This is a genomic window from Micrococcus sp. KRD026 (genome assembly GCF_017168445.1).
Taxonomy (GTDB): domain Bacteria; phylum Actinomycetota; class Actinomycetes; order Actinomycetales; family Micrococcaceae; genus Micrococcus; species Micrococcus luteus.
On sequence record NZ_JABFBA010000004.1, the window covers coordinates 60,109 to 75,590 of the forward strand.

Annotated in this window: 15 protein-coding genes, 1 tRNA gene and 1 pseudogene; 5 read left to right on the plus strand and 12 right to left on the minus strand. The window is 74.2% G+C overall.

Going from position 1 to position 15,482, the window contains the following annotated elements:
* Both J1M40_RS01205 and J1M40_RS01210 read left to right on the plus strand, forming a co-directional pair.
* Positions 1 to 983, plus strand: a 983-nt coding sequence (locus J1M40_RS01205) for an aminotransferase class IV (RefSeq protein ID WP_206450376.1), incomplete at its 5' end; no start/stop codon positions are given.
* Positions 984 to 1,060: 77 nt separating this feature from the next.
* Positions 1,061 to 1,339 carry a DUF4235 domain-containing protein gene (locus J1M40_RS01210; protein ID WP_036317169.1) on the plus strand — a complete coding sequence of 93 codons (279 nt, stop codon included), beginning with the start codon at positions 1,061 to 1,063 and terminating at the stop codon, positions 1,337 to 1,339.
* A gap of 77 nt (positions 1,340 to 1,416) precedes the next feature.
* Here J1M40_RS01210 and mnhG read toward each other — a convergent pair whose 3' ends face one another.
* The 9 genes and pseudogenes from mnhG to J1M40_RS12555 form a co-directional block, all read right to left on the minus strand.
* Positions 1,417 to 1,824, minus strand: a complete 408-nt coding sequence (gene mnhG / locus J1M40_RS01215) for a monovalent cation/H(+) antiporter subunit G (RefSeq protein ID WP_129867214.1) — start codon at positions 1,822 to 1,824, stop codon at positions 1,417 to 1,419.
* Entirely contained in the window at positions 1,821 to 2,159 is a 339-nt protein-coding gene (locus tag J1M40_RS01220; protein ID WP_073116705.1) for a monovalent cation/H+ antiporter complex subunit F, read from the minus strand. Before J1M40_RS01220 ends, mnhG begins: the two co-directional genes overlap by 4 nt.
* Positions 2,159 to 2,776, minus strand: a complete 618-nt coding sequence (locus J1M40_RS01225) for a Na+/H+ antiporter subunit E (protein WP_206450377.1) — start codon at positions 2,774 to 2,776, stop codon at positions 2,159 to 2,161. Before J1M40_RS01225 ends, J1M40_RS01220 begins: the two co-directional genes overlap by 1 nt.
* Positions 2,763 to 4,394 (minus strand): Na+/H+ antiporter subunit D, encoded by a 1,632-nt coding sequence (locus tag J1M40_RS01230; protein WP_206450378.1) that lies wholly within the window; start codon positions 4,392 to 4,394, stop codon positions 2,763 to 2,765. Before J1M40_RS01230 ends, J1M40_RS01225 begins: the two co-directional genes overlap by 14 nt.
* Positions 4,391 to 4,951, minus strand: a complete 561-nt coding sequence (locus J1M40_RS01235; RefSeq protein WP_070708910.1) for a sodium:proton antiporter — start codon at positions 4,949 to 4,951, stop codon at positions 4,391 to 4,393. Before J1M40_RS01235 ends, J1M40_RS01230 begins: the two co-directional genes overlap by 4 nt.
* Positions 4,948 to 8,046 carry a Na+/H+ antiporter subunit A gene (locus J1M40_RS01240; RefSeq protein WP_144819991.1) on the minus strand — a complete coding sequence of 1,033 codons (3,099 nt, stop codon included), beginning with the start codon at positions 8,044 to 8,046 and terminating at the stop codon, positions 4,948 to 4,950. The genes J1M40_RS01235 and J1M40_RS01240 overlap by 4 nt, the downstream gene beginning before the upstream one ends.
* 68 nt (positions 8,047 to 8,114) lie before the next feature.
* Positions 8,115 to 9,497 (minus strand): annotated as a pseudogene (locus J1M40_RS01245) (MFS transporter); the annotation flags it as partial.
* On the minus strand, positions 9,434 to 10,015 hold the full coding sequence (gene dcd / locus J1M40_RS01250; RefSeq protein ID WP_102708542.1) for a dCTP deaminase: 582 nt from the start codon (positions 10,013 to 10,015) through the stop codon (positions 9,434 to 9,436). The gene dcd and the pseudogene J1M40_RS01245, both read right to left, overlap by 64 nt.
* Positions 10,016 to 10,018: 3 nt before the next feature.
* Positions 10,019 to 10,690 (minus strand): hypothetical protein, encoded by a 672-nt coding sequence (locus J1M40_RS12555; RefSeq protein ID WP_241251960.1) that lies wholly within the window; start codon positions 10,688 to 10,690, stop codon positions 10,019 to 10,021.
* Between the two features lie 984 nt (positions 10,691 to 11,674).
* Here J1M40_RS12555 and J1M40_RS01260 point away from each other — a divergent pair.
* Both J1M40_RS01260 and J1M40_RS01265 read left to right on the plus strand, forming a co-directional pair.
* On the plus strand, positions 11,675 to 11,848 hold the full coding sequence (locus J1M40_RS01260) for a hypothetical protein (protein ID WP_223247468.1): 174 nt from the start codon (positions 11,675 to 11,677) through the stop codon (positions 11,846 to 11,848).
* A gap of 99 nt (positions 11,849 to 11,947) precedes the next feature.
* Positions 11,948 to 12,021, plus strand: a tRNA-Gly gene (locus J1M40_RS01265).
* A gap of 167 nt (positions 12,022 to 12,188) precedes the next feature.
* Here the strand turns inward: J1M40_RS01265 and J1M40_RS01270 are convergent.
* Positions 12,189 to 12,635, minus strand: a complete 447-nt coding sequence (locus J1M40_RS01270; protein ID WP_100059254.1) for a DUF2087 domain-containing protein — start codon at positions 12,633 to 12,635, stop codon at positions 12,189 to 12,191.
* A gap of 260 nt (positions 12,636 to 12,895) precedes the next feature.
* Here J1M40_RS01270 and J1M40_RS01275 point away from each other — a divergent pair, with 260 nt between their 5' ends.
* Positions 12,896 to 13,876, plus strand: a complete 981-nt coding sequence (locus J1M40_RS01275; RefSeq protein WP_036317140.1) for an AEC family transporter — start codon at positions 12,896 to 12,898, stop codon at positions 13,874 to 13,876.
* 55 nt (positions 13,877 to 13,931) lie between these two features.
* Here J1M40_RS01275 and J1M40_RS01280 read toward each other — a convergent pair whose 3' ends face one another.
* Both J1M40_RS01280 and J1M40_RS01285 read right to left on the minus strand, forming a co-directional pair.
* Positions 13,932 to 14,891, minus strand: coding sequence for a diaminopimelate dehydrogenase (locus J1M40_RS01280; RefSeq protein WP_020626110.1), 960 nt, complete (start codon positions 14,889 to 14,891; stop codon positions 13,932 to 13,934).
* Positions 14,892 to 14,935: 44 nt separating this feature from the next.
* Positions 14,936 to 15,482 (minus strand): hypothetical protein (locus J1M40_RS01285; RefSeq protein ID WP_206450379.1); only part of this gene is annotated, 547 nt, incomplete at its 5' end.

Sequence of the window (15,482 nt, forward strand, 5' to 3'; positions counted from 1 at the left end):
CCCCCTCCCCCGGCGAGCCCGTCCTCGTGCTGCTCGAGGCCGGCGCGGACGGCGCCCGCCTGCCCCGCGTGGCCGACCCCGCCGTCCCGCACCTGCGCGTGAGCGACCAGGGCGTCACGCGCGGCGACGGCCTGTTCGAGACCGCGCTCGCCGTCGCGGACGAGGCCGGGGTGCTGCGGATGCGCAAGCTCGGCGCCCACCTGGGGCGCCTGGCCTCCTCGGCCGCCGCCCTGCAGCTGCCGGCGCCGAGCGCCGCGGCGTGGGAGGCCGCCGTCGAGCGGGGCCTGCAGGCCTTCGCCGCGGCCAACGACGTGGCCGCCGGGGACCGCCTCTCCGTGCGCCTGACCGTCACCCGCGGGCCCGAGGCCGCGCCCGGCGCCGTGCCCGAGCCCTCCGCCTGGGCGCTGCTCAGCCCCGCCCCCGCCGTCGAGGACGAGGAGCGCCGCACCGGGCTGCGCGTGCTCCTGCTGGACCGCGGCCTGGACTCCCGGGCGCCGGAGCGCTCCCCGTGGCTGCTCACGGGCGCCAAGACCCTCTCCTACGCCGTGAACATGGCCGCCCTGCGCCACGCCCGCGACCACGGCGCCGACGACGTCGTCTTCACCAGCGCGGACGGCTACCTGCTCGAGGGCCCCACCTCCACGGTGCTGATCGTGCGCACCGGGGAGGACGGCGTCCGCCGCCTCCTCACCCCGCTGCGCCAGAAGGGCATCCTCGCCGGCACGTCGCAGGCCGTGATCTTCGCGGCCGCCCACGCGGACGGCTGGGAGCTCGGCTACGGCCCGCTCGTCCCGGCGGACCTCCAGGGTGCCGAGGGCGTCTGGCTCGTCTCCTCGGTGCGCGGCGTCCTGCCGGTGCGCGCCGTCGACGGCGTCGAGATCCCCGTGGACCACGAGCTCACCGGCATGCTGCAGGCCCATCTGGACGCCGACGGCGATCCCGGCCGGCACGTCAGCGGCGACCCGGTGCCCACCGCGGGCTAGGCTGGAGACCGGCCCGTCCGACGTCGTCGGCCGCGACCGCAACCGCACGTGATATCCCCGACCACGGAAGGCGCACCATGAACACGCTCGTCCAGAAAGCCCTGTCCGCCGGCATCACGCTGGTCGGCGGCATCGTCGGCTCCCGCGTGGTCGCGGGCGGCTGGCGGCTCGTCACCGGCCACAGCGCCCCGGACGACGCGGCCGACGAGACGCTGCCCCTCGTCGAGGCCCTGTCCTTCGCGTTCATCTCCGCGGGCGTCGCGGCGCTGCTGAAGGTCGCCGGCCAGCGCGGCGCCGGCGCCGCGATCCGCAAGGTGTCCGAGTCCACCGCGCACCGCGTGGACCACGAGGTCTGAGCCGCCCGCGACCACCACGACGACGGCCGCCGCCCGGAGGGATCCGGACGGCGGCCGTCGTGCTGTGCGGGGTGGTGTCAGCGGCGCCCGCGTGGCCGGGCACCGGCGCGGCGCGGCCCGGGGTCCGCCGGGGGCTCGGCCCGACGGACGACGGCGGCCAGCTCGTCCCGGTGCAGCAGCTCACGGCGGGCGTGCTTGGTGCGGTAGCCCGTGCGGCCCACCAGGTGGGAGGCCACCGGGGCCGTGACCATCTGGGTGACCCAGGCCAGGAACAGCACGGGCAGCCACACCCACGAGCGCCACTCGATCGCCAGCCCCGCGAGCATGAGCAGCAGGCCGAGGACCTGCGGCTTGGCGGCGGCGTGCATGCGGGCCAGCAGGTCCGGCAGCACGAGCAGGCCCACGCCGGCCACCAGGGAGAAGAAGGCGCCGCTGACGATCAGGAACGCGGCCAGCCAGTCCAGGAGCGTGGCGGTGTCGGTCATCGGCCCTCCTCCCCGCCCGGCACGTCCGTGGTGCCGGGCACGCGCGCCTGGTCCTCGAGCGAGTGGTCCGGGCGCCGGTCCTCCGCGAAGCGCGCCACCGTCACCGAGCCGACGAAGCCGACCGCGGCGGCCAGCACCACGAGGACCACGTGGTGCGTGTGGCGGTGCACGGCCATCTCCAGGACGAGCATCCCGGAGAACACCACGAGCAGGACGTCCGTGGCGATCGCCCGGTCCAGCAGCGAGGGGCCGCGCACGATCCGGTAGAGCGCGCCGAGGGCGCCGACCACGAGCAGCGCCCCGCCGGCCCACGTGGCCAGGTCCATCGGGTCCATCAGGCCTCCTCCTTCGGGGGGCGGGCGGCGGGGGGCGCCGAACTCGGGAAGCGGCGGACCAGCTCGAGGTCCTCACGCGTGCCGACGGCGCGGATGATGCCCGCCTCCACGTCGAGGGCCTTGGCGCGGAAGCCCTCCACGTCCTCGTCCGTGGTCGCGTCGAGCACGTGCAGGTACAGGACGGAGCGGACCCGGTCCACGTCCAGCACGATCGAGCCCGGCACCAGGGCCAGGGCGTGGCTGACGAGCGTGATGATGAGGTCGTCGTGACTGCGCAGCGGGACGCTCACGATCGAGCCGCGGGCGCGGCGGCCACGCAGCAGCACCACCCCGGTCACGTTGACCGAGGCGCGCACGACGTCGACGAGGAACCGCACCGTGAACACGAGGGACCACCAGGGGTTCAGACGGCCGCTGAACGGGATGTCCGGCATCGGGAAGAGCCCGATGATCAGCAGCGCGAAGGCGAGGCCGGTCAGGGCCACGTGCGGAGCGAAGTCCTGCCACAGGGCGCACCACACGGCCACCATCACGAGGATCAGCGGCCACTGGGCCACGATGCCCCGGATCCGGTCGGGGCGCACCACGTCGCGGCGAGCGGAGTCACTTCCGGGCATCGTGCACCTCCGTCGGGTCGACGCTGAGGGTGGCCGCGGCCCGCTCGGCCGCGGCGTCGTCGAGCACCGCCGCGATGTAGGGCGAGCGGTCGAGCATGTCCGTGGCGGCGTCGTCGGACAGGGCGAACAGCGGGCCGGCGGCCACCGTGAACACCAGCGTCAGGCCCACGAGCGCCGTGGTGGGCAGCACGAGGCCCCGCTCGAGCGGGCGGGGGCGCTCGCCACGGGCGACGGCCCGCTCGTAGGCGGCCACGAGCTGGGCGGGCGGGTGCTCCACGTCCTCGACGCGGCGCCAGAACGCGCGGGTCCACACGCGCACCACCACGAGCAGGGTCAGCAGGGACACGAGCAGGGACACGCCCACCAGCGTGTACGCCAGGGGCGTGGCCTGCTCGACGCCGCCGCGCAGCAGGCCGACCTTGCCGAGGAAGCCGGAGAACGGCGGGATGCCGCCGAGGTTGAGCGCGGGCACGAGGAACAGGACGCTCACGAACGGGGAGACCTTCGCCAGGGACCCGAGGCGGTCGATGTTCGCGGTGCCGGCGCGGTTCTCGATCAGGCCCGTGACGAGGAAGAGCGCGGTCTGCACGGTGATGTGGTGGGCCACGTAGTACACGGTGGCCGCCAGCCCCGCCTCCGTGGCCAGGCCCAGGCCGAAGATCATGTAGCCGATGTGGGAGACGAGGATGAAGGACAGGATGCGCTTGATGTCCGTCTGGGCCAGCGCGCCGAGGATGCCCACCACCATGGTCAGCGCGGCCACCACTAGCAGGAGCGCGTTGACGTGCTCCCCGGGGAAGAGCAGCGTCTCGGTGCGGATCATCGCGTATACGCCGACCTTGGTGAGCAGGCCCGCGAACACCGCGGTCACCGGGGCGGGCGCGGTGGGGTACGAGTCCGGCAGCCAGAAGGAGAGCGGGAACACGGCCGCCTTGATGCCGAAGCCCACCAGGAGCAGCACGTGCAGGACCATCTGCACGTCGGTGGGCAGTTCGCCCAGCTTCACGGCCAGGTCCGCCATGTTCACGGTGCCGGTGGCCGCGTAGATCATCGCGATCGCGATCAGGAACACCACCGAGGAGATCACGGAGACCACCACGTAGGTGACGCCCGCGCGGATCCGCTGGGCCGTGCCGCCCATGGTCAGCAGCACGTAGGAGGACGTCAGGAGGATCTCGAAGCCCACGTAGAGGTTGAACAGGTCGCCGGCGAGGAACGCGTTGGACACGCCCGCAACGAGGATCAGGAACGTGGGGTGGAAGATCGAGACCGGTCCGCCCTCGTCCCGGTTGATCAGCCCCTGGGCCGAGGCGTACAGCAGCACCGCCAGGGTGATCAGCGCCGACACCACGAGCATGAGGGCCGAGAGCCGGTCCACCACGAGGCTGATGCCCAGCGGGGCAGGCCAGCCGCCGAGGTGGACGGCCGCGACCCCGGTGTCCCAGACCGAGGCCAGCAGCAGCGCGTCCAGCACGAGGGTGAGCACGAGCGCGGAGACCGTGACGGTGATCTGCGCGCGGGGGCGGCGCACGAGCATGAAGGTCACGGCCGCGCCCAGCACGGGCAGCATGACGGCCAACGGGGCCAGGTCGGTCAGGGGGAGGGTGCCGATGCTCACGGGCGCGGCCCCCCGTCGGCGCGGTGGGCACGGACGACGGACGCCGGGCCGGGATGGGCGGGCGGCGTGGGCGAGGCGTGGCGCACGTGGGGTCGGGACTCCGTGGCGTGCTCGTAGTGGGCGTTGGGGTCCGCGGCGTCGTCCAGGAACTCGGAGGACTCCTCCACGAGCTCCGCGTCGTCCTCCGCGTCCCAGGCGGGCATCCGGGCGATCTTGACGTCCTCCGCATCCACCTCGACCTCGTCCTCGCGGATGAGCAGCCACGAGCGGTAGATCATGGCGGTCAGGAACGCGATCACGGCGAAGCCGATCACGATCGCGGTGAGGATCAGCGCCTGCGGCAGGGTGTCCGCGTACTCCCGCGGGTCGCGGCCCGGCACGAACAGGGGGGCCGCACCCGTGCCGCCGGACGAGAGGAACAGCAGCAGGACGGCGGCGTTGTTGATCAGCATGACGCCGATCAGGATGCGGGTCAGGTTGCGCTCGAGCACGAGGTGGATGCCGCCGGCGAACATCACGCCCATCGCGGCGAGCAGGGCCAGGTCGACGGTCGTCACGGGGTGGCCTCCTCGGGCTTCGGCGTGGACGGGGTGGCCATGCGGGGGTGGCGACGGCGGGCCGCGGCGCGCGCCCGCGCGCGGCGGGCCTCCTCGCCTCGGCGGTCCACCTCACCGCCGAGCGAGCGCAGCACGTCCATCACGAGGCCCACGACCACGAAGTACACGCCGATGTCGAACGCGGTGGCCGAGACGAGCTTCAGGGAGTCGCCGAACAGCGGCAGGTCGGTGAACTCGACGACGGCGGACTGCAGCACCTGACCGCCGAAGAACAGCGGCGCCAGGCCGGTGGCCGTGGCGATCGCCAGGCCCAGGCCGAGCATGGCGCCGGCCGGGATGAGCGAGGCCTCCTGCAGCTCGAAGCGGCCGCCGGCCAGGAACCGCAGCGTCAGGGCCAACCCGGCCAGCAGGCCGCCCGCGAAGCCGCCGCCCGGCGTGTTGTGCCCGGCCAGCAGCAGGTACACGGACAGCAGCATCATGATCGGGAACAGGAAGCGGGTGACCACCTCCAGGATGATCGAGCGCCGTTCGGGGGCCATCGTGTGCCCCGCCACGAGCCACTGGCCCTCGCGGTCGTCCACGGCGAAGCTGCGCACGACGGACAGCTCGCGCGCCCCGAGCGAGGAGTCGGCGCCGAAATCGCCGACGGAGCCGGGGGCGACGTCGTCGATGCTGCGGGTGCGCCCGTCCCGGTGCTGCAGGAAGATCAGCGAGGCCACCCCCGTGGCCGCGGCGGCGAGCACCGTGATCTCGCCCCACGTGTCCCACCCGCGCAGGTCCACGAGGGTCACGTTGACCGCGTTCAGCCCGTGGCCGTGGACGTAGGCCTGCTCCGGCATGGCCAGGGAGATGGGCTCGGCGGTGCGGGCGGTCAGGGCGGTGGCGGCGATCCACATCATGGACACGGCGAAGCCGACGGCCACGGTCAGCCGCCCGAGCCGCCGCGACCCGGTGCGGCGGGTGTGCCAGTCCGGAGGCAGCACGCGCAGGCCCAGGACCACGGTGACCAGGATGATCGACTCCACGAGCACCTGGGTGATCGCCAGGTCCGGGGCGCCGCGCAGGGCGAACAGGGCGGCCGAGCCGTAGCCGGTCACGGACACCAGCATGATCGCCATGAACCGGCGACGGGCGCGGACGGCGAACACGGTGGCCACGGCGATCATGAGGACGATGACCAGCTGCGCCGGGCTCTCCGCCCAGAGGAGGTCCCCGTCGAGGAACGCGGTGGCCAGGACGCGGTCCTCCCGCCCGACGGGGAACAGGAGGAAGGCGAGGGGCAGACCGGCCGCCGTCGTGAGGATGATGGCCAGGTAGCGCCGCAGGGAGCCGGTCTGGGTGCGGCCCGTGACCCAGATGGCGGCCTCGTCGAGGGCGCCGGTGATCTTCCGGTACGTGCGCAGGGCGTCGACCGGGAACTCGACGCGGCGCTGGAACGCCTCGAACCGGGGCCGGCCGAGGGCGAGCAGGGCGCCGAGCAGCCACACCGCGGCGGAGACGGCGAGGGCGGGCGTCCAGCCGTGCCAGAGGGCCAGGTGGGCCGGAGACGCGGCCGGGTCCAGGGCCGGGATCGTGGCCGTGTGGGCGGCCAGCAGGCGCTCGAGGGGCCCGGGCAGGACCGCGAGCACCAGACCGGTGAGCGCCAGCAGCGCGGCGGGGGCGAGCTCGAGGAAGGTCACGCGCGTGTGGAATCGGGTGGCGGGCACGGCGGCGCCGTCGGGGGTGCGCTTGGTGGCGAAGGCGCCCCAGAGGAAGCGCCACGTGTAGGCCACGGTGAGCACGGACCCCGCGGCCATCAGCACGAGGGGCGCCCACGCCAGCAGGCCGCCGTGGCCCGCGCCGTGGTCTGTCAGGCTCTGCAGGACCGCCTCCTTGGCCACGAACCCGAACAGCGGGGGCAGGCCGGCCATGGAGGCGGCGGCCAGGACGGCGACGGCGGCGAGCACGGGATGGCGGCGGCCGATGCCGGAGAGCTCGCGCAGGTCGCGGGTGCCGGCCTCGTGGTCGATGATGCCGACCACCATGAACAGCGGGGCCTTGAACAGGGCGTGCGCCAGAAGCATCGCGAGGCCGGCCAGCGCCGCGTCGCGGACGCCCAGCCCGTTGGCCACCATGAGGAAGCCGAGCTGGGAGACCGTGCCGTAGGCGAGCACGAGCTTGACGTCGGTCTGCCGCAGGGCCCGCCAGCCGCCGAGCAGCAGGGTCCACAGACCCACGCCGATCACGAGGACCTGCCACATGGCGAGGCCGTGGAACTCCGGGGCCAGACGGGCCACGAGGAAGACACCGGCCTTCACCATCGCGGCCGCGTGCAGGTAGGCCGAGACCGGGGTCGGGGCGGCCATCGCGCCCGGCAGCCAGAAGTGGAACGGCGCCTGGGCGGACTTGGTCAGCGCACCGATCAGCACGAGGCCGACGGCGACCTCGAGCAGGACGCGCCCGCCGTCGTCCGCGAGGAGACCGGGGGCCGCGGCCAGCACGCCGGAGATCCGCCAGGAGCCGGCCATGTGGGCCAGCATGATCAGGCCCGCCAGCATGGCCAGGCCGCCGACCGTGGTGACGATCAGCGCGGTGATGGCCGAGCGGCGCGCGAAGATGCGGTGGCCGGAGTAGCCGATCAGCAGGAAGGACAGGACGGAGGTGACCTCCCAGAAGGTGTAGAGCACCATGAGGTCGTCCGTGGTGACGAGGCCGAACATCGCGCCGGCGAAGGCCAGCAGCTGGCCGCCGAACACGGCGTCCTTCGCCTCGTGCTCCCGGAAGTAGCGGGCACAGTACGCCAGCACCAGCGCACCGACGCCGAGCACGATCAGGGACATGAACGCGGAGAGCGCGTCCATGCGGAACGCGAGCGTGATGTCCAGGGACGGCACCCAGGGCAGGGACCGGTCCAGGTGCGCCGCCGAGGCCGGGACCGGCCGGCCGGCGTCGAGCGCCTCCTGCAGCGCGAACACGTGCGGCAGCTGGGTGAGCAGCCAGACGAAACCCGCCGCGGGAGCGGCGGCGAGCAGATAGAACCCCTGACGTCCCGTCCACCGGAAGATCACCGGGGCGGCGAGCGCGACGACGAAGAGCGCGGTCAGGGTGACGAGCATGCGGTCCCTTCGTCAGACACGGGCGAGGGTCCGGTCCAGCCTAGCGGAGGGACGCCCTCGGTCCGGGGTCAGCGGACCGATTCCGCGCTCCGCGTGATCGGTTCCGTGACCCGGGCGAACAGCAGCCCACCGGCCACGAGCACGACGGCGATCACGGGGATGACCACCCGGTTGTCCGGGTGCAGGGCGAGCGCGAGCGTCACGAGCGCGGGCGTGATGAACCCGACCGCGCGGCCCGTGGTGGCATACAGCCCGAACACCTCGCCCGCCGTCCGCGGCGTGGTGAGCCGGCCCAGGAACGCGCGCGAGGCCGACTGCACCGGGCCCACGAACAGGCACAGCGCCAGCCCGCCGACCCAGAACGCGAGGGTGCCCGAGGCGAAGAACAGCGCCCCGGCCACGAGGACCATGGCGGCCAGCGAACCGAGGATCACCCGGCGCGGGCCGACTGCGTCGTCGAGCTGCCCGCCCACGAAGGCGCCCAGGGCGGCCACCACGTTGGCCGCGATCGCGAACAGGACCACGTCCGAGGCCGCCAGCCCGTAGACCGTGGTGCCCAGGATGGCGCCGTAGACGAACACCGCGCCCACGCCGTCGCGGAACACCGCCGAGGCCACGAGGAACCACAGCGTGTTCCGGTCCTCGCGCCACATCCGGGCCAGCGTGGCCCCGAGCTCGCGGTAGGAGCCCAGCACCGACTCACGGCGCGGCCCGCCGTCCGCCGCCGGGGCGGGCGCCGGGTCCGGCACGGCCACCAGCACCGGGATCGCGAACACCAGGAACCACGCCGCGGCCACCAGCGCCACGACCCGGATGTTCAGCCCCTCGTCCTCCGTGATCCCGAACCAGTGCGCGTCCCCCGAGACGAAGCCCACGAACACGATCAGCAGCAGCAGGATCCCGCCGAGGTAGCCCGCTCCCCAGCCGATCCCCGAGATCCGGCCGATCGTGGCCGGCGTCGAGATCTGCACGAGGATCGCGTTGACCTGCACCTCCGCGAACTCGAAGAACACGGTGCCCAGGGCGATCAGGGTGACGCCCAGCAGCAGGGAGGACTCCCGGGGCGTGACGAAGAAGCACGCCGCGGTGCACGCGATCACCGCCGCCGTCATCACCCCCAGCCAGAGGCGGCGCCGGCCCGCGCCGTCCGCGCGCCGGCCCATCACGGGCGCGGTCAGGGCGATCACGACGCCGGCGATCGCCAGGGCCGTGGACAGCCACGCCGTGCCCCGCTCGTCCGGCCCGAACGCGTCCGAGGCCAGGTAGGTGCCGAACACGAAGGTGACCATGACCGCGTTGAACGCGGCCGAGCCCCAGTCCCACAGCGCCCACGCGGCCACCTGGCGGCGCGGGGCGGCGGAGGCGACCGGCGGGAGCGCGACGTCGGTCATCGTTCGATGCGGGTGAGGTGGAAGTCGCGGTGCGCCCGGGAGGCCGTGGGCCCGCGCTGACCCTGGTACCGGTTCTGGTTGGCCCCGGTGCCGTACGGCGACTGGGCCGCCGAAGAGAGCCGGAAGAAGCACAGCTGGCCGATCTTCATCCCCGGCCACAGCGTGATGGGCAGCGTGGCCACGTTGGACAGCTCGAGCGTGACGTGCCCGGAGAACCCGGGGTCGATGAACCCGGCGGTCGAGTGCGTCAGCAGGCCCAGCCGCCCCAGCGAGGACTTGCCCTCGAGGCGGGCGGCGAGGTCGTCCGGCAGCGTGACCTGCTCATAGGTGGAGCCGAGCACGAACTCCCCCGGATGCAGGATGAAGGCCTCGTCCGGGTCCACCTCCACCAGCCGGGTCAGCTCGTCCTGCTCCTGGCGCGGGTCGATGTGCGCGTACCGGTGGTTGTCGAAGAGCCGGAAGAACCGGTCCAGGCGCACGTCCACGGACGCGGGCTGGACCATCGTCGGGTCGAGGGGGTCCAGGCCCACGCGCCCGGAGTCGAGCTCGGCGCGGATGTCGCGGTCGGAGAGCAGCACGGCTCAGTCCATCCGCACGACGACGGCCAGCGGGGTGCGCTCGCGGCCCTGGCCCAGCGGGTTGTCCGCGAAGGCGGCCTCGAGGGCGGCGGCCGACGCGGCCGTGTCCTTGCCGAGGGCGTTGCGGCCGATGTCGTTGGCGTCCATCACGACGGTGCCGGCGAAGGAGGCCTTCGCCCAGGCCGGGATGTCCGCCGCCCGGATCATCGCCGAGACCTCGGCGGCCACCCGGTCCGGCTCGGCCGGCGGCAGCTTGGCCGAGACGTTGGCCGGGAACGTGGAGTAGGTGGTGGGCCCGTCGATCGCGCGGACGTTGCCGCCCACCACGTTGTAGAACACACCGCGCTTGCCGGCGACCTTGCCGGCGGCGCCGGCGGCCGCGGAGAGCACGATGCGCGGCAGTCCGGCCTCCTGGATGGCCAGCTGCATGGTGGTGGGATCGCCCAGGCCGATGCCCGCGGGCGTGCGGGTGACCAGGCGGGAGAGGGCGCGCGCGGCCACGGAGGGGCGGACCTCCCACGTGTAGTAGGAGCGACCCTGGGTGATGGCCACGATCTTCTCGGACACGGAGAAGTGCCACGGGGCGTCCTGCGGCATCGCGTCCGCGGGCAGGTCGCGGAAGAAGTCCTCAATCTCGCCGCGCAGGTAGGCCTGCAGGTCCGTGTCCCGGTCCACCAGGCCGGTCTGCACAGGGAAGCGGCGGTAGCGGCGGCCGTCCTCGGCGGAGACCAGGTCGAGCTCCTTGCCCGGGTTCGGCTCGTGGTCCGGTTTGGCCGGTGCCGGGGCGGTGGGGGCCTCGTCGACCGCGGTGGCGGGGCGGCGTCCGCGTCCACCGCGTCGCGCAGCCAGAGCTCGAGGTTGAGCAGGCGCCAGAAGCGCTCGGGGTCGTGCCGGCGCGGGTGGGCGAGGAAGTCCTCGAAGAGCGCGCGGACGGTGGGCGCGTCGGCGTACGGGCGGGCGGCGAACGAGTCGGAGGCGAACACCTCGCGGACCGGCTCGCGCAGGGCGAGCAGCAGGCCGGCCGCGGCGTCGTCGTCCGCGTGGCGGGCCGGCGGGAGGACGGCGTCCACCAGGCCGGCGAGCCGCCCGCGCGGCACGCCGCGATCGGCGGGGCGCTCGTCCGCGTGGGCGTCGACGAAGGCCGAGTTCAGCAGCGCCTCGACGGGCACGTCGGCGCGCTCGCGGGAGTCGGCCAGGCGTGCGGCGACGTCGCGGCGGGTCGCGGTCAGGGTGCGCGCGGCACCGCGCAGGCCGCGGGACGCGTCGGCGGCCGAAGGCGTCGGGGCGGGGCGGCCGCACACGTGCGCGGTCGAGGCCAGGGGGCCGCCGTGGGCGCGGATCGCGGCGCGGACCGGCTCGAGGTCGGCGACCGGGGACGGTGTCGCGGCGGGGGCCAGCGGTGCGGGCCGGGGACCGCCGACGAGGAAGGGGCGGTCCGCCTCCCCGAACGCGAGGTAGCGGTACACCGCCGCGTCGTCGGGGCGGGCGGGGACCTGGGCCGCGTCGGCCGTGGTGTCGCGCATGGGACGTCCTTCCGGGACGGGGGCTGCCGGACGCGTCCGGCCGCGGCCGGGCGCGGTTCGGACTCTACCAGCGGCCCCCGGCGCGCTTTCGTTCGGGAAACGGCGGCCCCTGGTGCGCTTTCGTTCGGGAAACGGCGTGGCCGGCCGCTGGCGCGCGGGTGCGGCCCTGACCATCCGCGGGGAGTTCTCCATCGTGATCGCCGGGCCGGTGCTCACGCGGTACGCGGACGCGTTCGGTCGTTCGCGCGCCCGGGCGGCGACGCGGCGGGTGCGGGCGCGCGAGGTCGCCGCAGCGGACCCGGTGCACTGACGTACGGGACCGCGGGGCTCGATGACGACGCGGGGCCGGTCGCACGGCCGGGCTGGTGTATGGTGGTGCCCGCGCCGCAGGCGGAAGCCGAGCGGTTGCGCGGGCGTAGCTCAATGGTAGAGCGCTTGCTTCCCAAGCAAGATACGCGGGTTCGATTCCCGTCGCCCGCTCCACGCCACGACGACGGCCCCGGGCCCCTCACGCGAGGGACCCGCGGCCGTGTCGCTCCACGCCGTCCCGCCACGGCCGCACCGGGAACGCAAGACGTCGGAATGCGGCCACATTCCGGCGTCATACCGACCGCTGGCGTTCCAGGTCGCCGCGTGGGGTCCCGCTCCCCTCAACGGCCCGCGCGGATCTCGCGCAGCCGGCGTTCCAGGTCGACCGGCAGGTCTGCGGCGAAGCGCGGGTCGAGGTCGGGCCCGGCGTCCGCCAGCCGGTAGACGCCGTCGGCGCGGGCGAGGAACCCGTAGTCCACGAGTTCGCGACGCAGCGTGGCCACGTCCTCGTGGGCGGGGCGCAGCAGGTCGTTGACCTCGGCCTCCGCGTAGGCGCGGCCCGCTCCGAAGCGACGCAGCAGCTCGAGAAGGACGGCCACCCGCGGCTTGCGACGCGCAGGGATCGAGCGCAGCCGGTCCCCGTCGAAGAAGCGGGCGAGCACGGTCGCGTGGTAGCGCTCGGCGGACTGCCACTCGTCGGCGAGGGCCGCCGCCGCGGCGGTGTACCGCTCACCGGTGACGGCCATGCGGGCGCGGATCAGGGTCTTGAGGTCGGACTGACGGGTCATGGTGCATCCTCGCCGGCGCGCTCCCGGCCATGCCGCGCCGCGGGTCGGGGACGACGTCCGTCGCGTGCGGGTGGGCCCGAGGATCCGCTCCCCTTCGCGCCGGGCCGCAGGGCCCTGCCGCGCGGGGCCGGGCCGCGTGGCGCGCTCGGCGGTGGGCGCCGCCGTCGTGATCCAGGCTAGCCCACGCCCGCGGCGTAGGATCGCGCCATGCCCCTGACCCCTCCGCGGACCGCCCCACCCCGACCCGTGGAGGCCCGTCCGTGACCCAGGTGCTCTCCGGCTTCGCGGTCGTGTGGGTGATCATCCTCGTGGGCGTCCTGGTGGGGCGCACGGGGGTGCTCGGCGAGCACGGCCGCACCGTGCTCTCCCGCGCGGCGTTCTTCATCGGCAACCCGGCGCTGCTGTTCGTCACGCTCTCCCGCGCGGACGTGGGCGCCGTGCTGGGCCCCCAGCTGTGGGTGGCCACGCTGTCCGCGTTCACCGCGGCCGCACTGTACCTCGCGGTGACGGTCCCGCTGCTGAAGGGCAGGTCGGCCTCGGAGCGGATCATGTCCGCGCTCAGCGCCTCGCTCGTGAACTCGGCGAACCTCGGCATCCCCATCGCGGCCTACGTCCTCGGCGACGCCGCCCTGGCCGCCCCGGCGCTCATCTTCCAGCTGGCGATCTACACGCCGCTCTACGTGGCCGCGATGGACGCCGCCACCGCGCGCGAGGTCCGACGACGCACGACGGCGGGCCGGCGCCGGGCGGTGCGCCGCTCCCCCGGGCGCGCCGTGGCCGACCAGGTCCGCCACACGGTCACCAACCCCCTGATCCTGGGCTCGGTGGCCGGCCTGGTCTTCTCCCTCACCGGCTGGTCGTTGCCGGGCCCCCTCATGGAGTCCGTGGAGCTCATCGGCGGGCTGTCCATCCCGGCGATGCTCCTGGCGTTCGGCATGTCGCTGGTCGGCTCGCGGCCGCTCGAGCGGGCCGGCGGGCGACGCGCGGACGTGCTGCTCGCCTCGGCGGTGAAGCTGGTGGTGCATCCGCTGCTGGCCTGGCTGCTCGCGCAGTTCGTGTTCGGCCTGGATGCGCGGCACGTGTTCGTCGCCGTCGTCCTGGCCTCCCTGCCGACCGCACAGAACGTGTTCGTCACCGCCGTGCGCTACGACGCGGGGCTGCGCGTCTCGAAGGACACGATCCTGGTCACCACGATCGTCGCGATCCCGGCGATGATCGCCGTCGCCCTGCTGCTGGCCTGAGGCCGACGACGGCGGCGCCCGGCCCGGTGTCACGCGCCGGACGCCTCGCCGCGGCTCAGACGTCCCGGCGGATCAGCTCGTCCAGCCCCGTGGGCGAGAGCAGGTACGGGGCGACCTCGAGCACGGTGCGCGCCCCCGTCTCCCCCTGGGCCTTCAGCCGCGCGGCGGCACGGCCGTAGGCGACCTGCGCGGCGGCGGTGAAGTCGGGGTTGGACTCCAGCTCCAGCACGAACTCGACAGCGCTGCGCGAGCCGCCGAGGTCGCCCGAGGTGACGACGTGGCCGCCGTGCGGCATGCCCTGGTGGTCGCGCTCGAACTCCTCCTCGGAGATGAAGTGCACGGTGGTCTCGTACGGGGCGAAGTAGTCGGGCATCGTGGTGATGGCCTCGGTGATGGCCGCGTGGTCGGCCTCGTCGGCCACCACGTAGCACTCACGCACGTGCGCGGAGGCGCCGGTGATCTCGGCGCCCCGTCCGGCGCGGGCCTCGGCGATCGCCTCCTCGCTGGGGATCGTGTACTGCACGCCGCGCCGCACGCCGGGGACCCGCCGGACGGCGTCGGAATGGCCCTGCGAGAGACCCTTGCCCCAGAACGTGTTCTGCTGCGGCTGCGGGAACAGCGCCGCGCCCAGCACCCGGTTCACCGAGAACAGGCCCGGGTCCCAGCCGGTGGAGATCATCGCCACGTGCCCGCCCTCCCGGGCCGCGGCGTCCATCTCGGAGCGGTGCCGCGGGATGAGCTGGTGGTTGTCGTAGGTGTCCACGGTGGTGAAGTGCCGCGCGTAGCCGGCCGCCTGCTCGGGGATGTCCGTGGCGCTGCCGAGGCAGAGGAACAGCACGTCGATCTCCCCGGCGTGCTCGGCGGCCCGCTCCGCCGGGAGCACGGGCGTGTCCGTGTCCAGGCCGGTGCGACGCGAGAAGATGCCCACCAGCTCCATGTCCGGCTGGAGCTTCACGAGCTTCTCCACACTGCGTCCGAGGTTCCCGTATCCGACGATGCCGGCGCGGATGGTCATGTGCGTCCTCCTGGTGGGGTCGTGGTCAGGTCGGTCCCGCCAGCCTAGGCCCGGCGCCGCGGGGCGCCGAGTCCGCCGGCCGGACCGCGCAGCAGGAGCACGACGACGGCGACCAGCCCCGCCAACGCCAGCACGCTGACCACGTAGATCGGCCAGGCCCACGGGCTGTGGTCGCCCCCGCCGACGCCGTAGGTGTCCGCGAGCGCCATGCCCGGCCCGAACGAGGCCATGAAGTAGGCCGGGGACGCGGCGACGAGCGAGGCGAGGCCCAGGGCGAGGACCGCCAGGGGGTCGACCTCCTCGCGACGCCACGTGAGGAACCACAGGATCGCGGCCACACCGAGCCCGGCCGCCAGGATCACGGCCGACAGGACGAAGGGGACGCCGAGCTGGCCCGCCGCGCTCAGGTCCGCGTAGATCCTCCCGAGGCCGCGGTCGCCGGGCGCGGCGGCCAACGGGTTGAGGACGAACACCTGCAGGGCCGCGAGCGCCGCGGCGGCGGCGATGACGCCCGGGACCACCGCACCCGCGGCGAGCCGCACCCAGCCGGGCCGGTCGGGCAGGGCGAGGGGCGCCGTCGTCGGGCGGGGC